The organism is Paraburkholderia sp. GAS206C (genome assembly GCF_050435645.1).
In the GTDB taxonomy this organism is placed as follows: Bacteria; Pseudomonadota; Gammaproteobacteria; order Burkholderiales; family Burkholderiaceae; genus Paraburkholderia; species Paraburkholderia phenazinium_B.
This window is the reverse complement of record NZ_JBNDKR010000011.1, coordinates 136909-155580: the sequence shown is the minus strand read 5'-3', so window position 1 is coordinate 155580 and position 18672 is coordinate 136909. Positions and strand designations below refer to the sequence as shown.

Annotated in this window: 18 protein-coding genes; 8 read left to right on the top strand and 10 right to left on the bottom strand. The window is 61.6% G+C overall.

Features of this window, described 5'->3' with window-relative positions; translation table 11 throughout:
- Window positions 1–4: 4 nt before the first annotated feature.
- The 3 genes from phoU to P3T20_RS29140 all read right to left on the bottom strand — a co-directional run bounded on the left by phoU (window position 5) and on the right by P3T20_RS29140 (window position 2679).
- Window positions 5–712, bottom strand: a complete 708-nt coding sequence (gene phoU / locus P3T20_RS29150) for a phosphate signaling complex protein PhoU (RefSeq protein WP_074268055.1) — start codon at window positions 710–712, stop codon at window positions 5–7.
- A 108-nt stretch (window positions 713–820) separates the two neighbouring features.
- On the bottom strand, window positions 821–1960 hold the full coding sequence (locus P3T20_RS29145; RefSeq protein ID WP_429288584.1) for a threonine synthase: 1140 nt from the start codon (window positions 1958–1960) through the stop codon (window positions 821–823).
- Between the two features lie 89 nt (window positions 1961–2049).
- Window positions 2050–2679 (bottom strand): helix-turn-helix transcriptional regulator, encoded by a 630-nt coding sequence (locus tag P3T20_RS29140; protein ID WP_429288583.1) that lies wholly within the window; start codon window positions 2677–2679, stop codon window positions 2050–2052.
- 221 nt (window positions 2680–2900) lie between these two features.
- Here P3T20_RS29140 and P3T20_RS29135 point away from each other — a divergent pair, with 221 nt between their 5' ends.
- Genes P3T20_RS29135 through P3T20_RS29120 form a run of 4 tightly spaced genes read left to right on the top strand, consistent with a single transcriptional unit; the run spans window position 2901 to window position 6605 of the window.
- Entirely contained in the window at window positions 2901–3800 is a 900-nt protein-coding gene (locus P3T20_RS29135; protein WP_429288582.1) for a TauD/TfdA dioxygenase family protein, read from the top strand.
- A gap of 59 nt (window positions 3801–3859) precedes the next feature.
- The gene (locus P3T20_RS29130; protein ID WP_429288581.1) at window positions 3860–4912 is read left to right on the top strand and encodes an ABC transporter substrate-binding protein; all 1053 of its coding nucleotides are present in this window, start codon (window positions 3860–3862) and stop codon (window positions 4910–4912) included.
- Window positions 4912–5730 (top strand): ABC transporter ATP-binding protein, encoded by an 819-nt coding sequence (locus P3T20_RS29125; protein WP_429288580.1) that lies wholly within the window; start codon window positions 4912–4914, stop codon window positions 5728–5730. Before P3T20_RS29130 ends, P3T20_RS29125 begins: the two co-directional genes overlap by 1 nt.
- Window positions 5727–6605, top strand: coding sequence for an ABC transporter permease (locus tag P3T20_RS29120; protein WP_429288579.1), 879 nt, complete (start codon window positions 5727–5729; stop codon window positions 6603–6605). The genes P3T20_RS29125 and P3T20_RS29120 overlap by 4 nt, the downstream gene beginning before the upstream one ends.
- An 80-nt stretch (window positions 6606–6685) precedes the next feature.
- Here the strand turns inward: P3T20_RS29120 and P3T20_RS29115 are convergent, their stop codons facing one another.
- From P3T20_RS29115 to P3T20_RS29105, 3 genes are read right to left on the bottom strand one after another with little or no spacing between them, the layout of a single operon-like run.
- Window positions 6686–7723 carry an ABC transporter substrate-binding protein gene (locus P3T20_RS29115; protein ID WP_429288578.1) on the bottom strand — a complete coding sequence of 346 codons (1038 nt, stop codon included), beginning with the start codon at window positions 7721–7723 and terminating at the stop codon, window positions 6686–6688.
- Window positions 7724–7765: 42 nt separating this feature from the next.
- Window positions 7766–8596 (bottom strand): ABC transporter ATP-binding protein, encoded by an 831-nt coding sequence (locus P3T20_RS29110; protein ID WP_429288577.1) that lies wholly within the window; start codon window positions 8594–8596, stop codon window positions 7766–7768.
- On the bottom strand, window positions 8590–9672 hold the full coding sequence (locus P3T20_RS29105; RefSeq protein WP_429288576.1) for an ABC transporter permease: 1083 nt from the start codon (window positions 9670–9672) through the stop codon (window positions 8590–8592). Before P3T20_RS29105 ends, P3T20_RS29110 begins: the two co-directional genes overlap by 7 nt.
- Window positions 9673–10415: 743 nt before the next feature.
- Here P3T20_RS29105 and P3T20_RS29100 point away from each other — a divergent pair.
- Complete coding sequence (locus tag P3T20_RS29100; RefSeq protein ID WP_074269383.1) at window positions 10416–11612, top strand: porin; 1197 nt, start codon at window positions 10416–10418, stop codon at window positions 11610–11612.
- A gap of 124 nt (window positions 11613–11736) precedes the next feature.
- Here P3T20_RS29100 and P3T20_RS29095 read toward each other — a convergent pair whose 3' ends face one another.
- The 4 genes from P3T20_RS29095 to soxC form a co-directional block, all read right to left on the bottom strand.
- A complete protein-coding gene (locus P3T20_RS29095; RefSeq protein WP_074268044.1) occupies window positions 11737–12492 on the bottom strand; it encodes an SDR family NAD(P)-dependent oxidoreductase in 756 nt (251 codons plus the stop codon).
- Window positions 12493–12523: 31 nt separating this feature from the next.
- On the bottom strand, window positions 12524–12772 hold the full coding sequence (locus P3T20_RS29090) for a hypothetical protein (protein ID WP_074268043.1): 249 nt from the start codon (window positions 12770–12772) through the stop codon (window positions 12524–12526).
- A gap of 148 nt (window positions 12773–12920) precedes the next feature.
- Complete coding sequence (locus P3T20_RS29085; protein ID WP_074268042.1) at window positions 12921–13460, bottom strand: c-type cytochrome; 540 nt, start codon at window positions 13458–13460, stop codon at window positions 12921–12923.
- A complete protein-coding gene (gene soxC / locus P3T20_RS29080; protein WP_074268041.1) occupies window positions 13453–14754 on the bottom strand; it encodes a sulfite dehydrogenase in 1302 nt (433 codons plus the stop codon). Before soxC ends, P3T20_RS29085 begins: the two co-directional genes overlap by 8 nt.
- A 282-nt stretch (window positions 14755–15036) precedes the next feature.
- Between soxC and P3T20_RS29075 the strand changes: the two genes are divergently transcribed.
- The 3 genes from P3T20_RS29075 to P3T20_RS29065 all read left to right on the top strand — a co-directional run bounded on the left by P3T20_RS29075 (window position 15037) and on the right by P3T20_RS29065 (window position 18640).
- Window positions 15037–15327 carry a co-chaperone GroES gene (locus P3T20_RS29075; protein ID WP_074268040.1) on the top strand — a complete coding sequence of 97 codons (291 nt, stop codon included), beginning with the start codon at window positions 15037–15039 and terminating at the stop codon, window positions 15325–15327.
- A gap of 14 nt (window positions 15328–15341) precedes the next feature.
- Window positions 15342–16982, top strand: a complete 1641-nt coding sequence (gene groL, locus P3T20_RS29070; protein ID WP_074268039.1) for a chaperonin GroEL — start codon at window positions 15342–15344, stop codon at window positions 16980–16982.
- A 215-nt stretch (window positions 16983–17197) separates the two neighbouring features.
- Window positions 17198–18640, top strand: a complete 1443-nt coding sequence (locus P3T20_RS29065; protein ID WP_074268038.1) for an FAD/NAD(P)-binding protein — start codon at window positions 17198–17200, stop codon at window positions 18638–18640.
- Window positions 18641–18672 lie beyond the last annotated feature (32 nt).

Here is an 18672-nt window from a genome sequence, read left to right as displayed (position 1 = left end):
ATTTTTAAGTGCGCACCGCTTCGGGTTCTTGCCGCTTTCTATGTTCGTGACGGATATCGGTGCCACGAACCACATACACGACGGATTCGGCAATGTTGGTGGCATGGTCGCCAATCCGCTCGATCGCCTTGGCGATAGACAGATAGTCCAACGCCGTCGAGATCGTGCGGGGGTTTTCCGTCATCGACGTCACGAGCTTGCGCACAAAGGCCCTGAACTCGTTATCGATCGCCTCGTCGTCCAGAATGATCTGCTCGGCGGCAGCCGTGTCCATGCGCGCAAATGCGTCCAGCGCGCGGCGCAGCACGCTCGCAGCCATGGCGCCCGAGATCTTGATCTCGGCGATGTTGACGTCCTGCGCACTGACCTGCGGCGCAATGCGGCGGATTCGCTTGGCGATCTTGCGCGCCTCGTCGCCCGCACGCTCGAGATTGGTGACGCATTTCGAAGCCGCCATTAGCAGACGCAGGTCGCGAGCGGCCGGCTGTCGACGCGCGATGACATTGCAGATTTCTTCGTCGAGCTCGATTTCCATCGTATTCAGACGGCGCTCGCCTTCGAGGACGAGTTCGACAAAATCGAGCTCGAAGGTATCCAGGGCCTGCATCGCATACGCGATCTGCGACTCCACCAACCCACCCATGGCGAGCAAACGCGTGGAGAGCAGCGTGAGATCGGCGTCAAACTGGCTGGAGAGATGTTTATCCGGCATATATGCTCCTTAGCCGATAAGGGCCGTTGACGTGTTTCGAAAACAGTATATACCGTATTATCTCTGCGCCAAATCTTACCTGGACAAGTATTCGAACGAGTGTGGTAACTACGCAGCAGGTTGCGCAAACAGCTCCGCGATGTAGCCTGCAGCCTTGATCCCTGTCCCCGTCAACAGCACGACCGTGCGCTCGCTTGCCTTGATGGTGCCGCGACGGCTCAGCTCGTCGAGTGCTGCGGCGGCGTGCGCGCAGGTCGGTTCAACAAAGACGCCCTGACGCGCAAGCTTTTTAAGCGCGGCAACAATGTCGTCTTCGGAAACGGCCACCGTCGCACCACCGCTGTCCCGCAGTGCGGTAATCATTTCCCGCAGACGAAGCGGATGCGCAATCGCCGTGCCTTCTGCGACCGTCTTCAGGACCGGCCGGGCCACGGGCGTGTCGACCCCGGCCTGGAACGATGCATCGAGCGGCGAGCAGTTCAGCGGCTGCGAAGCAAACAGACGTGGCAGCTTTTTGATCTGCCCTGCCGCAAGAAGCTCCTTGAAGCCAATGTCACAACCGAGCAGGTTGCTTCCCGCTCCCACCGGAATGATGATGTTGTCCGGCGCCTCGAAATTGAAGTCTTCCCATAGTTCGTAAGCAACGGACTTGGTGCCCTGCAGAAAGAACGGCTGCCAGTTATGGCTGGAGTAGAAGATCTCGGCGGATTGTCGAATCGCCTCCGCCTGCGACTCTTCGCGCGGCCCCTCAACCAGCTGGATCTCGGCACCGTATGCGCGGACCTGAGCCACCTTGGCTGGAGACGTGTAAGCCGGGGCAAGAATCTTCACGCGCATGCCTGCGGCTGCACCGAACGCGGCAACCGACGCGCCACCGTTGCCCGAACTGTCTTCGAGCACAGCGTTCACGCCGATCTGGCGCAGGAACGACAGCATGACAGCCGTGCCGCGGTCCTTGAAGCTGCATGTCGGATTGAACCACTCCAGTTTAAAAAACGGACGGTGCTCATTCCATTCCTTCTGCACCAATGGGGTACATCCCTCCCCCATCGAAACCGGTTGAGCGATATCGACCGGCAGCGCAGCACGATAGCGCCATAGCGAACGATTGCTGCGGTCGATATCGTCACGTCCGATGCCTTGCAGTGGCGTGATGAGAAGCGGTGTCTGGTTATCCGAGCACCAGCGCGGTTGCTCGAACGGATAGAGCGCTCCAGTGAGCGGGTCGATGTACTGAGCTTTAGACATGTTCGTTCCTGACGTTAATGGTGTGGCGATCCGGCGTGTCGCCGACCCAGGCGCCGGCCCCGGCTCCGAAAGCACCCCAGCGGCGTGCATCACTTCGCATCGCTATACACCGTCGCTCGTGAGACACCCAGATACTGCGCCGTCACTTCCATCGCCCTGCGGATCTCCATTACACCGGAGTCCTTAAGTTCACGCAGGAGCGTACGGCGGTCTTCCGTTTTGAGAGCGCGCGGCGTGGTGGCGAGTCTGGCCGCAAACTGGTCGATGCGCGCGCGGATCAGGTTCGCCCCCGCCGGGTCCAGCGATTCTTTCATGGCCGAGTCCGCATCGACCCGGACAAATTGACCGACGGCGCTCTGCAAGCCGCGGAACAGCGTCAGGTCGATATTCATGCACAACGCGGCGACGTATTGGCCGGATGAATCCTTGATGCCGATCGAGGTGCTTTTTGCCGCACGGCCATCCGCAAACTGATTGGCGTAGTTCGCAATGACCTGCGGATATTCCGGGTCGGCGATGCGCGCCAGTCCGAGTTCGGTTGCCGGGTGGCCGACTTCCCGGCCGGACAGATTGTTGTGGATCGCCAGAACGGCATGTTTGGGGTCGAGCAGATCGTGCACGACCACCTCGCAAAACGGCGCGAAAGTCTCAGCCAATCCTGCTGCGATCTGGCCGACCTGCGCGAGCAGTGCGCGCTGCTCAGGGGTCTGTTTCGTCATAGGGACGGCTCACGGGACATCGATAAAAGACAGATTATCCATTATTGGACATTTCGTCAATTTGAGCTCGATGCCCGCCGCGTCCGGTACAGCGTCGGGTTTATCACTCCAGCAGATAAACGTATCGCATTTGCTTCGTTGCTCTTGACTGTACAGGCCGGTAAATTGGGGGCATCGCGCCACCACCGGCGCCTCCGCTGCGACCGACCAAAGAGTTTAGTGTGACGATTGCTACCGACCGCGCTGTGTCCGCGCACCACGCCGTTCCCCAGGCCATTGAAATTCGGGCCTTCGACGGCCCTGTGGGCGCCGAAGTCCTCGGGCTCGATCTGAGCCAGCCGCTGGCTGCCGAAGATTTTGCGCGCATTCATCGCGCGCACCTCGACCACCACGTACTGGTGTTTCGCGACCAGCGCATCACGCCTGAGGAGCAGATTGCCTTCAGCCGCCGCTTCGGTCCGCTGCAGATCCACGTGCTGCACCAGTTTCAGCTCTCAGGACATCCGGAAGTGCTGATCGTCTCGAACATCGTCGAAGACGGCAAACCGATCGGCCTGGGCGACGCCGGCCATTTCTGGCACTCCGACCTGTCGTACAAGGAAACACCGAGCCTCGGCTCGATGTTGCATGCCCAGGAACTGCCGTCCGAAGGCGGCGATACGCTGTTCGCCAACATGCACCTTGCGTGGGACACGTTACCCGCTCATCTGCGCACTGCCGTAGAAGGACGCTCGGCGGAGCACACGTATCTCGCGAAGTACGCGGAATTGCAAAAGCGTAGTCCGTGGCGGCCGAATCTGTCCGCCGAGCAGATTGCCCAGGTCAAACCGGTCGTGCATCCGGTGGTCCGCACGCATCCGGAGACGGGCCGCAAGGCGCTTTTCGTCAGCGAGCATTTCACCACCCGCATCATTGGGCTGCCTGAAGACGAAAGCCAGCAACTGCTCGAAGAACTGTTCGCGCACAGCGTGCGCCCCGAGCATCTGTACACGCACAAGTGGGCGGAACACGACATGGTGTTCTGGGACAACCGCTCGCTGATGCATCTCGCCGCTGGCACACCCGACCATCTGCGCCGCAAGATGTACCGCACAACCATCGAAGGCGACGTGCCGTTCTGACGGCCCTGTTCGTCCGTCTGCGCCCGCTTGCGCACGCCCACACGCTGACCGGAGTTTCAATGCAGTCCACTTTTCGCCCGACGGCCGTTGGGCCGTCTTTCGCTCGCCGTTTTGCAGCGAGCATGCTCACGATCTCGATCGGCGCCGCCAGCCTCGCCGCTCCGACGCTAGCGCATGCCGAAGGGCAGATTCGCGTCGCCGAGCAATTTGGCGTGGTCTATCTGCTGCTCAACGTGGCGCGCGACCAGCAGTTCATCGAAAAGGAAGGGCGCAAGCAAGGCATCGACATCAAGGTGGACTGGCTCAGGCTCTCAGGTGGCGCAGCGGTCAACGACGCGCTGCTCTCCGGCGCGGTGGATATCGCCGGAGCCGGCGTCGGCCCCCTGCTGACGATCTGGGACCGCACGCATGGCAAGCAAAACGTCAAGGGTGTCGCCTCGCTCGGCAATCTGCCCTATTACCTCGTGTCCAACAACCCGAACGTGAAAACGATTGCCGATTTCACCGACAAGGACCGCATCGCCGTACCGGCGGTCAACGTGTCGGTTCAATCGCGGGTACTGCAGTTCGCCGCCGCAAAACAGTGGGGCGACAAGGATTACAACCGGCTTGACAAGTACACCCAGGCAATTCCGCATCCCGATGCGGCTGCTGCGATTATCGCTGGCGGCACGGAAATTACCGGGCATTTTGGCAATCCGCCGTTTCAGGATCAAGAACTCGCCGGCAATCCCAAGGCGCACATCGTGCTGAATTCTTACGACGTGCTCGGTGGACCGAGCTCGGCCACGGTTCTGTATGCGACTGAAAAATTCCGCGACTCGAACCCGAAAACGTATCGGGCCTTCGTCGATGCGCTTGCCGACGCGGCACGCTTCGTTTCCGCCAATCCGGATGCCGCAGCCGACATCTATATCCGCGTGAACCAGTCGAAAATCGACCGCAACCTGTTGTTGAAGATCATCAAGAATCCGCAGGTGCAGTTCAAGGTCGCCCCGCAGAATACCTTCGGACTGGCGCAGTTCATGTACCGGGTTGGCGCGATCAAAAACGAACCGAAGTCGTGGAAAGACTACTTCTTCGACGACCCGGCGACGGCGGCGGGGAGCTGATGGATACGATTGCCGATACCGCGCCGGTCATCACACGTCCGCAAACCAGTGAAAAACTTCTGACGGTGGACCGCGTAAGCCTCGAATACCGCACGCGCGAACGGATCGTTCGCGCGACCCATCAGGTCAGTTTCGACGTCTACGGCGGCGATCGTTTCGTGCTGCTCGGCCCCTCGGGCTGCGGTAAGTCGACGCTGCTCAAGGCCGTCGCGGGGTTCATCCAACCCACCTCCGGCAGTATCTCGCTTGACGGCCAACCCGTGCACGGGCCAGGCCCCGACCGTATCGTGGTGTTTCAGGAATTCGACCAGTTGCCGCCGTGGAAGACCGTGCTGCAAAACGTCGTGTTTCCGTTGCGCGTGGCCAGGAAACTCTCGCGTGCCGAAGCCAATGAAAGGGCACTGCACTACCTCGACAAGGTCGGGCTTGCGTCGTTTGCGAAAGCGTATCCCCATACCTTGTCGGGCGGCATGAAACAACGCGTCGCGATCGCACGGGCGCTGGCGATGCAGCCGCGCGTTCTGCTGATGGATGAGCCGTTCGCCGCGCTCGACGCCTTGACGCGCCGCAAGATGCAGGAGGAGCTGCTGCGTCTATGGGAAGAGGTCAATTTCACGCTGCTGTTCGTGACGCATTCGATCGAGGAAGCGTTGATTGTCGGCAACCGGATTCTGTTGCTGTCCCCGCATCCGGGCCGTGTGCGCGCCGAGCTCAATAGTCATCAATACACGCAGGACAGTACCGGTCGCAGCGATTTTCAGCGTACGGCCGAGCGCATCCATCATCTGCTGTTCGAACAGACGGACTCCGCGCAATGAGCACGCCCCCTACTTTGCTGCCCCCCGTTCGCGAGGAATACGAACGTCCATTGGAGCCGCTCGGCGATATCGCGATCGAAGCGTCCTTGCCGATCGGCAAACGCATTTTCGCGCAGACATGGCTGCGCAAGACGCTGATCGCGCTGGTCCTCGTGATCATCTGGGAATTCGCGGCTCGCGCGGTCAACAACGATCTGTTGCTGCCGACGTTCAGCGCGACGCTTAGCGCATTCGCGCAGGGCATCTGGTCCGGCGAGTTGCTGCAGAAGACTGCCGTGTCGATGTCGGTGCTGCTGCGCGGCTATCTGCTTGGCGTCGCATGCGCGTTCGTGCTGACTTCACTGGCCGTTTCGACCCGCATCGGCCGTGACCTGCTCACCATGCTGACCGCGATGTTCAATCCGCTGCCGTCGATTGCGCTGTTGCCGCTTGCGTTGCTGTGGTTTGGCCTTGGCACAGGAAGCCTGCTGTTCGTGCTGGTTCACGCCGTGTTGTGGCCGCTTGCACTGAACACGTATTCAGGCTTTCAGGCAGTGCCCGCGACACTGCGCATGACGGGCCGCAACTACGGTCTCACGGGCTTGCGCCACGTCGTGTCGATTCTGGTGCCGGCGGCGTTGCCGTCGATACTCGCCGGGTTGCGGGTAGGCTGGGCCTTCGCGTGGCGCACACTGATCGCCGCTGAACTGGTGTTCGGCACCAGTTCCGGTAGTGGCGGCCTCGGCTGGTACATCTTCGAGAACCGCAATGAGCTGTATACGGACCGGGTCTTCGCGGGCCTCGCGGCCGTCATTGTGATCGGCCTCCTGATCGAGCATCTGGTGTTCGATACGCTCGAGCGCATTACCGTGCGCCGCTGGGGCATACAGCACTGAGGGCCGGCCCGGCGCCTGCTCCTCTTGCCTGCCCCGAGCCATAGCAGCAGGCAGGCAAGACGTCGCAACAAGCGCCCGTTCTACGTCGTCAACACGTCCGAAAACACCCGCGAAGCGAGGCGATTCGAATCGGTGCCGCTGTTGAGCACATTGACGGCTTTCAGATCGTCGGCGTAAAGCGCAATTTCTTTCCTGAACACATCGCCCGTGGGGTGATGATGATCGGTGTGACTCTTCAGCATCGCGGTCAACTGGTTGACGTCCGCGGATGGCGCGTGCACCGAGAATATCTCCGCCGCCTTCTGCGGATTATTAGCAGTCCATTCGGTTGCTTCCAGCAACGCCTGTGTCAACGCCTGGGCGGTCGCCCGGTCTTTGCGGATCAGCGAACCGCGTACGCCGAGCACGCAGCACGAGCGCGTCTGATACTCGCCGCACAGGTTGTTCGACACTTCATACAGGTGATCCGACTCGCGAATGTTCCAGATGGTCGGATCGCCGTCCGCGATTGCGTGGACCTCGCCTTTCTTCAGCGCTTCGCCCAGCAGGTTGGCCGGATACTGCCGCCACGTGACCTCCGTGTCGGGATCGATGCCCTGCTTCTTCAGCACGATCGCAAAGAAGTTCTTGGTCGGGCTTGCCATGTCGCTCACGCCGACAATGCGCCCTTTCAGGCCGGCCACATCGACGATGCCCGAACTGCGCGTCGCCAGAAGCCGCATGCAGCCGCCGTGTATGCCTGCAGTCAGCTTCACGTCGAAGCCCTGCTCCAGGGGCTTCAGCCAGCGCAGCGCCATGCCGACGCCCGCGTCGGACTTGCCCGTCGCAATCGCCTCGAGGAGTTGATCGGTCGAACCGGCGAAGTTAACCAGTTCCACCTGCAGGCCATGACGGGTGAAAAAACCCTGCTTGTCCGCAACCGCGACTGGCGCCGTGCAGATCGCCCCTGCATTCCACGAAAGATTCAGTGGCTTGAGCGGCGTTTGCGCAGAGGCGAGCGGCACGGCCAGACCCAGCGAAGTGCCGCCAAACGCGGCCGCCCCGGCTGCCCAGGCGGTCTTGCGAAGCCACGCGCGGCGCGCGAGGCTCACGGGAGAAGTGTCGTTGCTGAATGTCATTTTGCGTTTTCGTCGTGTGGTCAATATGGTACGGATGCGTGCTCAGGTTTCCAGACCCAGTTGCGCAAGCACTTCGCGGCGCAGCGCAACCAGCTTCGGATCGTCGCGATGCCGCGGATACGGCGCGTCGTTGCGAACTTCCGCGAGGATGCGTGCCGGCCGCTCGCTCAGCACGATGACCCGGTCGGCAAGCAGCAATGCCTCTTCGACGTCGTGGGTCACGAGCAGGACCGAGAAACCCGCGCCCTGCCACAGGCGCGCCAGTTCACCCTGCATGCGGATGCGCGTCAGCGAATCGAGCTTGCCGAACGGTTCGTCGAGCACCAGCAACGCAGGATCGTTGACGAGCGCGCGCGCCAGCGCCACACGCTGCGCCATGCCGCCTGAGAGCTGATGCGGAAACGCGTCGGCGAATTCGCCAAGCCCGACGAGTTGCAGTACGGCATCGATGCGGTCCTGCGTCTGGTCGTGAAGCGCGTTGCGTCGCCAGCCGCGCCGGCGGCGCTGCGCCTCGGGGCCCACACCGACATTGCCGCGCACCGTGCGCCACGGGTACAGCGTGGGATCCTGGAAGACCACGACCCGCGACGGATCGGGCCCGGTGATCTCGGTGCCATCCGCGTGCAGCGTGCCTTGCGCCGGCTTGTCGAGGCCGGCGACAAGCCGCAGCAGCGTCGACTTGCCACAACCGCTCGGTCCCAGCAAGGCAACGAACTCGCCGGGTTCAACAGAGAAGTTGATGTCCTGCAGCACCGGCAAAGTCGCGCCACGCAGCGCGAACTGATGGCTCACACGACGCACATCGATACGCGCGCCGCCACGCAACGCAAGGCCACTGTCGGACCGCGCAAGCACTTCGGGTACGGCTACCATTTGAGCAATCCTTTCTGCCATCCGAGCAGCCGGTCGCGAACGCGGAACAGCAGCGTGATGAGGCCCGAGCACATCAGTGCCATCACGAAGAGCGCCGCATACATGTTTGCGTAAGCTGCCCAGCCTTGCGCCCACTGCAGATACCAGCCGAGCCCGGCCTTCACACCCATCATCTCGGCGACGATCAGTACTGAAAACGATGCGCCAAGTCCCATGAAAAGACCCACGAAAACCGACGGCAACGCTGCGGGAATCGCCACCCTGAGAATCAGAAACCCGGGCCTCGCACCCAGCGTGCGCGCGATGTCGTAATAGGCCGTGTTGACGCTGGCGACGCCCGACCACGTCAGTACAGCTACCGGAAATGCGGTGGCGAGCGCAATCAGGAACACGCTGGCGCTGAAACTCGATGGAAAGAAGAAGAAAGCCAGTGGCAGCCAGGCGGTCGCCGGCAGCGGGCCGATGAGACGCAGCACCGGATGCACCCAGTAGCCCACCGCCTTCGACCAGCCAATACTGACGCCCACGACAAAACCGGTCGCGGCACCGAGCACGTAGCCATAGGCAAGCAGACCAAACGAATGCGCGATGCTCGAACCGAGCCGCGGATAGTCCTCCGCGTAAACACCGATCAGCGCCTGCGGCGGTGCGAAGAAAGGCCGCGGCAGCCATTCGAGTTGTGCGGTCAGCACTTCCCACGCCGTGATGCCCACGGCCAAGGCGAGCAGCCACGGCATCGCGTGTACCCATGCATCGACGCGCGCCTGCGGTTTGACATTATGTTGCGCTGCACGCGCATCGCCCGCTTTGCCGTCTTCGCCCGCCCGGCTGCGCCACCCGGCCACGCCGACGGCAACAGCCAATACCGCGAGCACCAGCTTGATGACGAGGTATTGCCGCGTGTAAGGCCAATCATCGGCGGCGGCCCAACATTGGGTCAGCCCCGCGCTGCCGAACCACGCCAGCGCGGCGAGCCACGTAATGGCCGCGCCACGCGAAAACCTGGTACGCGCCGATACAGCCGCCTTCACGCTGACCGCATCGCGCGTCGTAACCGATTCGAGCTGGGTGGACATGATGGTTTCAATCTCCCGCATGGTTTCGCAAGCAAGCCGCAAACGCTGCGCTGTTAAAACGCCTGGATGGCGAAGAGTTCTTGTCCGAAGAAATGGAGCGCTAATGCGAAGCAGGGGCCAACGTCAACCCGCGATAACCTGCGCTCTCCAGGCCCTGAGAAACCAAGTATCGCGGCGGTCCGCGCGAGCCCCAACCAACAAATTTCGCTTTGCTTATGTGTTGGCGCCGCGGCTCTCTGTTTTAACGTTTGCGCGGCCAGCATGAGAAATGGACGCACGGGCTGGTGACATCAATCCAGGGCAATCCCGTGACAATCGACCGGTTTAAAGCTTGCCGTCACTTACATTGAAAGCATTTTGAAAACATATCGGGTGTCGACGCCTGTCGTTTCGTCCAGCCGCGATATATGCACATAACAAAGTAATAGGTGCCTCGCTTATGCACGTTGTGAGAACGAGACAGAGCAAAATTTTCCAGCCCTAAACAATTCTGTTTTGGATATATTCACGGCATTCTTACTGGCCACTGATAGCGGTACCCCGAATTGGAGACGGGGAGGTCCTGGCCGAGCAGAAAACGCGGGAACAGCATTGCTGTCGTCCGTTCTCGCTATCAGCCGGTTGTTCGAGCGCGGGGTTTATATCGTAGTCCATACGATTCGTGCACCGAACAGCTGACATAAATGGGGCTCGCCCGCCTTGCGAGTGATAGCCCTACTCACACAAAGTGAAATCAGATGAAAATGAAAAAGACCTCGGTGGCACTACTCGCTCTTGGCGCGTTTGCCGGCGCCGCACATGCACAAAGCAGCGTGACCCTGTACGGTATCGTCGACGCGGGTATTCTTTTCAATAACAACGTCAAAGGCTTGCACGAATACGCACTCTCGCAGGCAAACTCGTCGCGCTGGGGCTTGAAGGGCACGGAAGACCTGGGTGGCGGTCTGTCGGCAATCTTCACCCTTGAAAGCGGCTACACCACGGGCACGGGCGCACTCGCCCAAGGTGGCCTGGAATTCGGCCGTAAAGCCTTCGTCGGCTTGAGCAGCACCACGTTCGGTACGTTGACGGCTGGCCGTCAATACTCGGCCAGCAACGACCTGACCTCTGTGTTCGCATCCGGCGCCGATTGGGCCGCTTCGGGCCTCGCCTACGGCACTCGCGCCGCCGACGTCGACAACGTCGATACGTCGAACCGCGTCCAGAACTCGCTCAAGTACATAAGCCCGAACTACAACGGTCTGCAAGCAGGCGCGCTGTACAGCCTGGGCGGTCAGGCTGGCGACTTCACGAAGAACTCGGTGATCGACGCGGCAGTCTCGTATGCGAACGGTCCGCTCCACCTCGGCGCAGGCTACACGTTCGTGAAGGATCCGTACTACGCGACCTACGGCAACCAGGGCAATTCGTCGACGCCGACGACTACGGCTTCGGCGAGCGCAACCGACAACATGAACAACAAGATCTACGGCGGCTACGCTTCGGCGGGTTCGCAGCAGATCATCGTGGCAGGCGGTTCGTATGCAATCGGACCGGCAACCGTCGGCCTGCTGTACTCGAACACGCAATTCGGCAACCTGGGTTCGGTCACCGCCATCGGCCAGATCTCGGCTCCGAAGTACACGGGCAATGCAACGTTCAACTCGGGCGAAGTCAACCTGAAGTACCAGGTGAACCCGGCTCTGCTGCTGGCAGCCGCGTATATCTACACGCATAACAGCGGCGCAGACGACGTGGGCAGCGCGAAGTACAACCAGTTCAACCTGGGCGCGATCTACTCGGTATCGAAGCGCACTTCGTTCTACGCGATCGGCTTCTTCGAAACCGCTTCGGGTATCGACTCGACGGGCAAGAAGGCAGTGGCCGATCTGAGCAGCAGCACCTACTCGGCTGACAACCATCAGCTCGCCGCAATCGTCGGCATCACCCACCGCTTCTAAGTGGGTGAACACCGGCCGCTCCCTCGCGGCCGGTTAGTCAGAAGAACCGCAGCGCTCACAGTTCGATACTGCGAGCGCTGCGCGCATCGACGACCAAAGCGCTCATTCCAGAGCCCGCTTCCCCTTAAAACGATTCGCTGAACGGCCGCAGATCGATTTCCTGCGACCATGCGCTGCGCCGCTGCTGATGGAGATGCCAATAGGCCTCGGCGATATCGTCGGGATTGAGCAGACCATCCGCACCGCTTTCGGCAACCCGCTGCGGTGCCGACGTACGCAACCGCTCGCCGTCGATGCCTCCATCGATCACCACGTGCGCAACATGAATATTCTTTGGCCCGAACTCGCGCGCGAGACTCTGCGCGAGTGAGCGCAAAGCGGCCTTGGCAGAGGCAAATGCGGCAAATGGCGGACGGCCGCGCAACGAAGCGGTCGCACCCGTGAACAGCAGCGAACCTCGGCCCGCGGCCAGCAGCGCAGGCAGCGCCGCCCGGGCGAACAGGAAGCCGCCGAGCGTCGTGACGCGCCACGCCGCTTCAAACTGCTCGCCAGTCAATTCGAGCGTCGGCACACGTATCCCGCCAGCGGCATTGAAAATTGCCGCTTCGAGCGTGCCTGTCTCAGCAAGTTGCCTTGCAATTGCGATCAGGTCACTCTCGCTTGTGACGTCGCCGGGGAATGCCAGAGCATGACCACCCGTACCGCGAATTTCATCGACGAGGGCATCGAGCCGCTCACGCGAACGGCCCGTCACGGCAACGCTAAAGCCCTCGCGAGCAAAACGGCGCGCAAGCGCCGCACCGAGTCCAGCGCTCGCTCCCACACCGGCAATCCACGCGACACGCTTGTGCGCATCGCCTTGCCCGACAGCGTCGGTCATTGCGCCCTCCTTTGCGTTCTGTTCGTGAGCATCATCCCGGCGGGATGTCGAGCGGCACGACAAACATGCCGGCAGTGTATTCCATATGAAAATAGCCGCTGCGCGCGTAGGCGGCAATGCGTTCCAACCGCTCGGACGATTGGCCGCTGCGGGCTGCCGCCGATCTCTCGTCAGGGGATTGATCCAGATTCACGGGTACGCGTTTTGACAATTGCTTTTGCAGGCTTCGCACGGGATGGCGAAGTCCGCCCCAGAAAAGCGTCGCTGAATGCGTGGCCATACGACCTCCGTCGATTGAATACCATCCAGTCAAATCTAGTGACCCGCTCAAGCAAGTGCAAACAAGTTTTTGTGGATTGGTTTTCGGAGAACGTAGCAAAAACCGCATTGGCAATAAGGGGAAACGGCCTGCTTCGCCTCGGCACCGCTCAGAGTCGTCCCGGTCGGGGATCGGCTACGAAGCCGTCGCGGTTCGGCATTTTCACAGCGGGCAAAGACCGTGCGTCCAGACGGGTATCCGGTGGCACGATGCCGTTCTGGTTGAGCAGGAATGCGCAAACGGCATAGACGTCATCGGCTGAAAGCGACTCGGGCGCGGTAAAGGGCATTGCACGACGAATATAGTCGAACAGCGTGGTCGCATAGGGCCAGTAGCTACCGACCGTGCGCTTCGGCTTCGCACTCGCCAGCGTACCGCGACCACCCACCAACGCATCTCCGAGCAGCCCTTGGCCCTGCGCGCCATGGCATGCGGCACATTGGGCCGCAAACACGCGCGCACCCGTGGCGACGTCGCCGCTGCCTGCGGGCAAGCCACGGCCGTCGGGCGCGATGTCAATATTCCACGCCGCGAGGTCCTGGTCCGATAACGGTGTGCCGACGCCGTAGCCCGCGTGTGCGCTCGACGCGAGCAAACTCGCAACGACAAAAGCTGTAGGCGCAAGCGTACGTCTCAAGACATTAAGCATTTCGCACCTCGCCACTCGCGTCGACACGCCACTGCTGAATCGCGTTGTAGTGATACTGCGAGTTCAACCCGCGTGCCGCCACTAGCGCTTCCCGCGTAGGCTGCACATAGCCGGTCGAATCCGTGGCGCGCGACAGGATCACTGCAGGCGCACCTTGCCACAACCAGTCCAGTTGGAAGCGCGTCAGCGCGCGATCGCCCGGGGTTCCGTCGAGGCGCGCGAGTTGCCACGTAGCGCCCGCATCCGTCGATACCTCGACCTTGCGAATCGCGCCGCGCCCCGACCAGGCGAGGCCACTGATCGGGTAGTAGCCTTGCGTGCTCAGACGATGCCCCGGCGAAGGCCGCGTGATCACGGACTTCGCATCCATTTCGAATGCGAACTGCCGCGCGGTTCCATTCGCCATCAGGCTCGTGTATCGCGAGGTTTCCTCGCGCGTCTGCAGCGGCGCATCGACGAACTTCAGGCGGCGCAGCCATTTGACGTTCGTATTGCCTTCGAAGCCCGGCACGATCAGGCGCAGCGGATAACCGTTTTCCGGGCGCAAACGCTCGCCGTTCTGCGCATAGACCACCATGGCGCGCTCGAGGATGCGATCGAGCGGCAAGCTGCGCGTCATTGCCGCGGCATCCGCGCCCTCCGCCAGCACCCAGCCGCCGCGTCCACCTTGCCCATCTTTCGACGTCGACAGGCCCCCCACCTCTTCCAGCAGGGTCGAAAGCCGCACACCCGTCCATTCGCAGCACGACAGCAAACCGTGTGTCAGTTGTACCGGTTGACCGCTCGGTCCATTCCATTCGCCACCGGTATTGCCGGAACATTCGATGAAATGGATCCGCGATTCGGACGGCAGGCGAACCAGGTCGTCCATCGTGAACAGTTTCGGCTCGCGTACAAGACCATGAATCACGAGGCTGTGCTGATCGGGATCGATATCCGGCACACCGTTGTGATGCCGTTCGTAGACGAGGCCGTTCGGCGTGATCGTGCCGAACAGGTCCGCTAGCGGCGTCATCGACGAAGCGGCCCCGGGCAACGGCCACGCCTTCGCGCTACGACGCACCACATCGGCTTCGTGCGCTGAGGGCACGCCATAGGGATGCTCGAGTATCGGCGCGCCCGGCGTGCGGCTCCATGGTGCGATATCAAGTGGCTTTAGCAGCGGGTTCGCGGCCGCGCCGGCACGTTGTGCGGCCACCAGACCGCTCGCGGCGAGTCCGCCCAGCAAACGGCGACGGCCGCGCGAAGTGGGCCTATCGGCTGCATGGGGTGAAGTGTCGCGAACCTTTTTCATCGGTGTCAGTGCGTCATGGGCCAACTGGCCACTGTAGCAACTGAAGCGGCGCCGACAAAACGAGCAATCGTGATATCGATCGAACCCAATGTGTGGAACGCCCCTTGCCCTCGGCTTGCCAGGCTTACCAGGCTTACCAGGCTCGCAAATAAACTAAACAGAAATGCGCCGATAAGGATTTGAGGATTCGTTATTGGAGCGCCCCGTTGGCGATTCTTATACTCGATCACGGTCAGCACTCGCCAGCGAAGAGTGCCAAATCTCCACAGCAGGAATGTCTAAATGAGCCTACGTCCTTTGCATGACCGCGTGATCGTCAAACGCCTCGATCAGGAAACGAAAACCGCTTCGGGCATCGTCATTCCCGAGAGCGCCGCGGAAAAACCCGATCAAGGCGAAGTGCTCGCCGTCGGCCCCGGCAAGCGCGATAACGACGGCAAGCGTATCGAGCCGGACCTGAAAGTCGGCGAGCGCGTGCTGTTCGGTAAATACGCGGGCCAACAGGTCAAGGTCGACGGCACGGATCTGCTCGTGCTGCGCGAAGAAGACATCGTCGCCGTAGTCCACCAATAAGGGAGCATCACAAGATGGCAGCCAAAGAAATCGTCTTTAGCGATAGCGCGCGTTCGAAACTGGTCGAAGGCGTCAACATTCTCGCCAATGCAGTGAAAGTCACGCTCGGCCCGAAAGGCCGCAACGTCGTGCTCGAACGTAGTTTCGGTTCGCCGGTTGTGACCAAGGACGGTGTGTCCGTGGCCAAGGAAATCGAGCTGGCCGACAAGTTGCAGAATATCGGCGCGCAACTGGTGAAGGAGGTCGCCTCGCGTACCAGCGACGCCGCCGGCGACGGCACCACCACCGCCACGGTGCTGGCGCAAGCGATTGTCCGCGAAGGCCAGAAATACGTCGCGGCAGGCCTCAATCCGCTGGATCTGAAGCGTGGTATCGACAAGGCCGTGACCGCGGCAATCGAAGAGCTGAAGAAGATCAGCAAGCCAACTACCACGAGCAAGGAAATCGCTCAGGTTGCAACGATCTCGGCGAATGGTGAAGAATCGATCGGTCAGCGTATTGCCGAAGCCATCGACCGTGTCGGCAAGGAAGGCGTGATCACCGTCGAAGACGGCAAATCGCTCGCCGACGAACTGGACGTGGTCGAAGGACTGCAGTTCGATCGTGGCTACCTGTCACCGTATTTCATCAACAATCCGGACAAGCAGGTCGCCGTTCTCGACAGCCCGTTCATTCTGCTGCACGACAAGAAGATCTCGAACATCCGCGATCTGCTGCCGGTGCTCGAGCAGGTTGCCAAGGCAGGCCGTCCGCTGCTGATCATCGCTGAGGACGTCGAAGGCGAAGCACTTGCAACACTGGTAGTTAACAACATCCGCGGCATTCTGAAGACAGTGGCGGTCAAGGCGCCGGGCTTCGGCGATCGCCGTAAGGCCTTGCTCGAAGATATCGCTATCCTGACCGGTGGTCAGGTGATTGCCGAGGAGACCGGTCTCACGCTCGAAAAGGCGACGCTGGCGGAACTGGGCCAGGCCAAGCGCATCGAGGTGGGCAAGGAGAACACCACGGTCATCGACGGCGGCGGCGACGCGAAGAACATCGAAGCGCGTGTCAAGCAGATCCGCGTGCAGATCGAAGAAGCCACCTCCGACTACGACCGCGAAAAGCTGCAAGAGCGCGTCGCCAAGCTCGCAGGCGGCGTGGCGGTGATCAAGGTAGGCGGCGCAACCGAGATCGAAGTCAAAGAGAAGAAGGACCGCGTGGACGATGCGTTGCACGCGACTCGTGCGGCCGTGGAAGAAGGCATTGTGCCGGGCGGCGGTGTCGCGCTGATCCGCGTCAGGAACGCAATCAAGGATCTGAAAGGCAGCAATCCCGATCAGGACGCCGGCGTGAAGATCGTGCTGCGCGCGCTTGAAGAACCGCTACGCCAGATCGTGGCCAACGCGGGCGAGGAAGCGAGCGTGGTAGTGGCGAAGGTCGCGCAAGGCAGCGGCAACTTCGGCTACAACGCGCAAACCGGCGAGTACGGCGATCTGGTGGAATCGGGTGTGCTCGATCCGACCAAGGTCACGCGCACGGCATTGCAGAACGCGGCATCGGTTGCGGGCCTGTTGCTCACCACCGATGCGACCGTGTCTGAAGCACCGAAGGACGCGCCGCCGCAGTCGCCGGCGGGTGGGCCGGGCGCAGGCGGTCCGGGTTTCGACTTCTGACGATCGATGAGCCCCGCGCGGTTCGCGCGCGTTGATTCTTTGGTCTTAACAACACGCATGCCTGCCTCGCGCAGGCATGCGTGTTTCTGCAATAACGTCCTTAAGCATTTTTTCGCAAATGCTTATCAGCATTTGTCGTTTCGGCCATATTCAGCAGACCATTAACATCCTGTCGTCCCGGCCCGAGCGCGCCGGAGGATTCACAGGAGAGCATCATGGTCGCTCATCACGGCGGAGCGCCAGAGGTCGTCATCGTCGGTGGCGGTCTTTCCGGCACGGCGCTCGCCATCAAGCTGCTGCGCGAAGCACAGCAAGCCCTCGCGATCCGCCTCGTCGACCCGTGTGCGCAGCCGGGTCGCGGCCTCGCTTACTCGACCCGGGAGCCGGGACATCTGGTCAACGGCCCTGCCCTCCTTTTCACGCTATATCCAGAGCAACCGGAGCATTTCGTCGACTGGCTTACCGCGCAGCCCGAGTTTGCCGCCCAGCCTCGTGATGCAGTCGCCCAGGCGTATGTGCCGCGCTGGCGCTTTGGCGATTACGTAAACGAGCAATTGCGGCAGGCACAGCAGCAAGCTGCGCCCGGCGTCACGTTTGAACATGTCCAGGCACGCGTCGAAGATCTCGATGTTTCATCAAACGGCGTCACGCTCGCGCTCGACGCAGGCCGGGTGCTGCTCGCCGATCACGCGGTGCTCGCGCTCGGCGTGTTCCAGTCGCGGCCGCGTTTTGACGCGAACGGCCGGCTCACGCAAGCGGGCCAGTATGTCGCTAACGTGTGGGACTGCTCGCGTCTTGCAGCACTCGTCGACGCAGACGAGCTCGTGCTGGTGGGTGGAAGTCTGACGATGATCGACGCCGTCGTATCGCTCGAAAAGCTGGGGTATCGCGGCACCTATAAGGTGCTGGCGCGGCACGGCCTGACGCCGGTCGAACGGCGTAACCCCGCGCCTGATGAAGCGCCTTTCGGAAGAGTGGGACCGCCGCGCACATTGCGGCAGGTCGTGCGCGAACTACGCGAAAAAGCTCGAACCATCATCACGCATGGCGGTGACTGGCAATCGCTACCGGGCGCGCTCAGGCCATACCTTGCAGACTGGTGGCATAACGCAGCGTTGATCGACAGGCAGCGGTTCTTCCGGCACGTGAGGCCGCATTGGGACGTGTTTCTGCATCGCGCGCCGCCCGTCAGCGCAGCGCTGGTCGACGCGCTGCGTGCAAGCGGCCGTCTGAGCGTCGAGGCGGCCATCGTCAACGATCTCGCGGAAGCTCTGGGGGGAGGCGTGAACGTGCGTTACCGGCTACGCGGTAGCGAAGAAGAACGCACGATCGTCACCCAGGGTGTCATCAACTGCACCGGGCCCGACTATCGCTGGCACGCCGGTTGTGAGCAGCCCCTGGTGCGCAATCTGTTTTCGCGCGGCCTTGTGCAAACGGGACCGGTAGGGCTTGGCATTACGGTCGATCCATCGCTAGCCGCGATCGCAGCGAACGGTGCTGCTTCGCCGTACATTTCGGTGCTCGGCGCAGCATTGCGCGGCACGATCGTCGAACCTGGGACAGTCATCGAAATCGCCAATCAGACCACGAAGCTCAGTGCGCGTCTGCTCGCAGCGTTAAGTGTTGCGCAGGCGCCTGCGGTGCTTCAGGTATCCTGATCAGACACCTGAAGCACCTGGAAGCGCTAAAC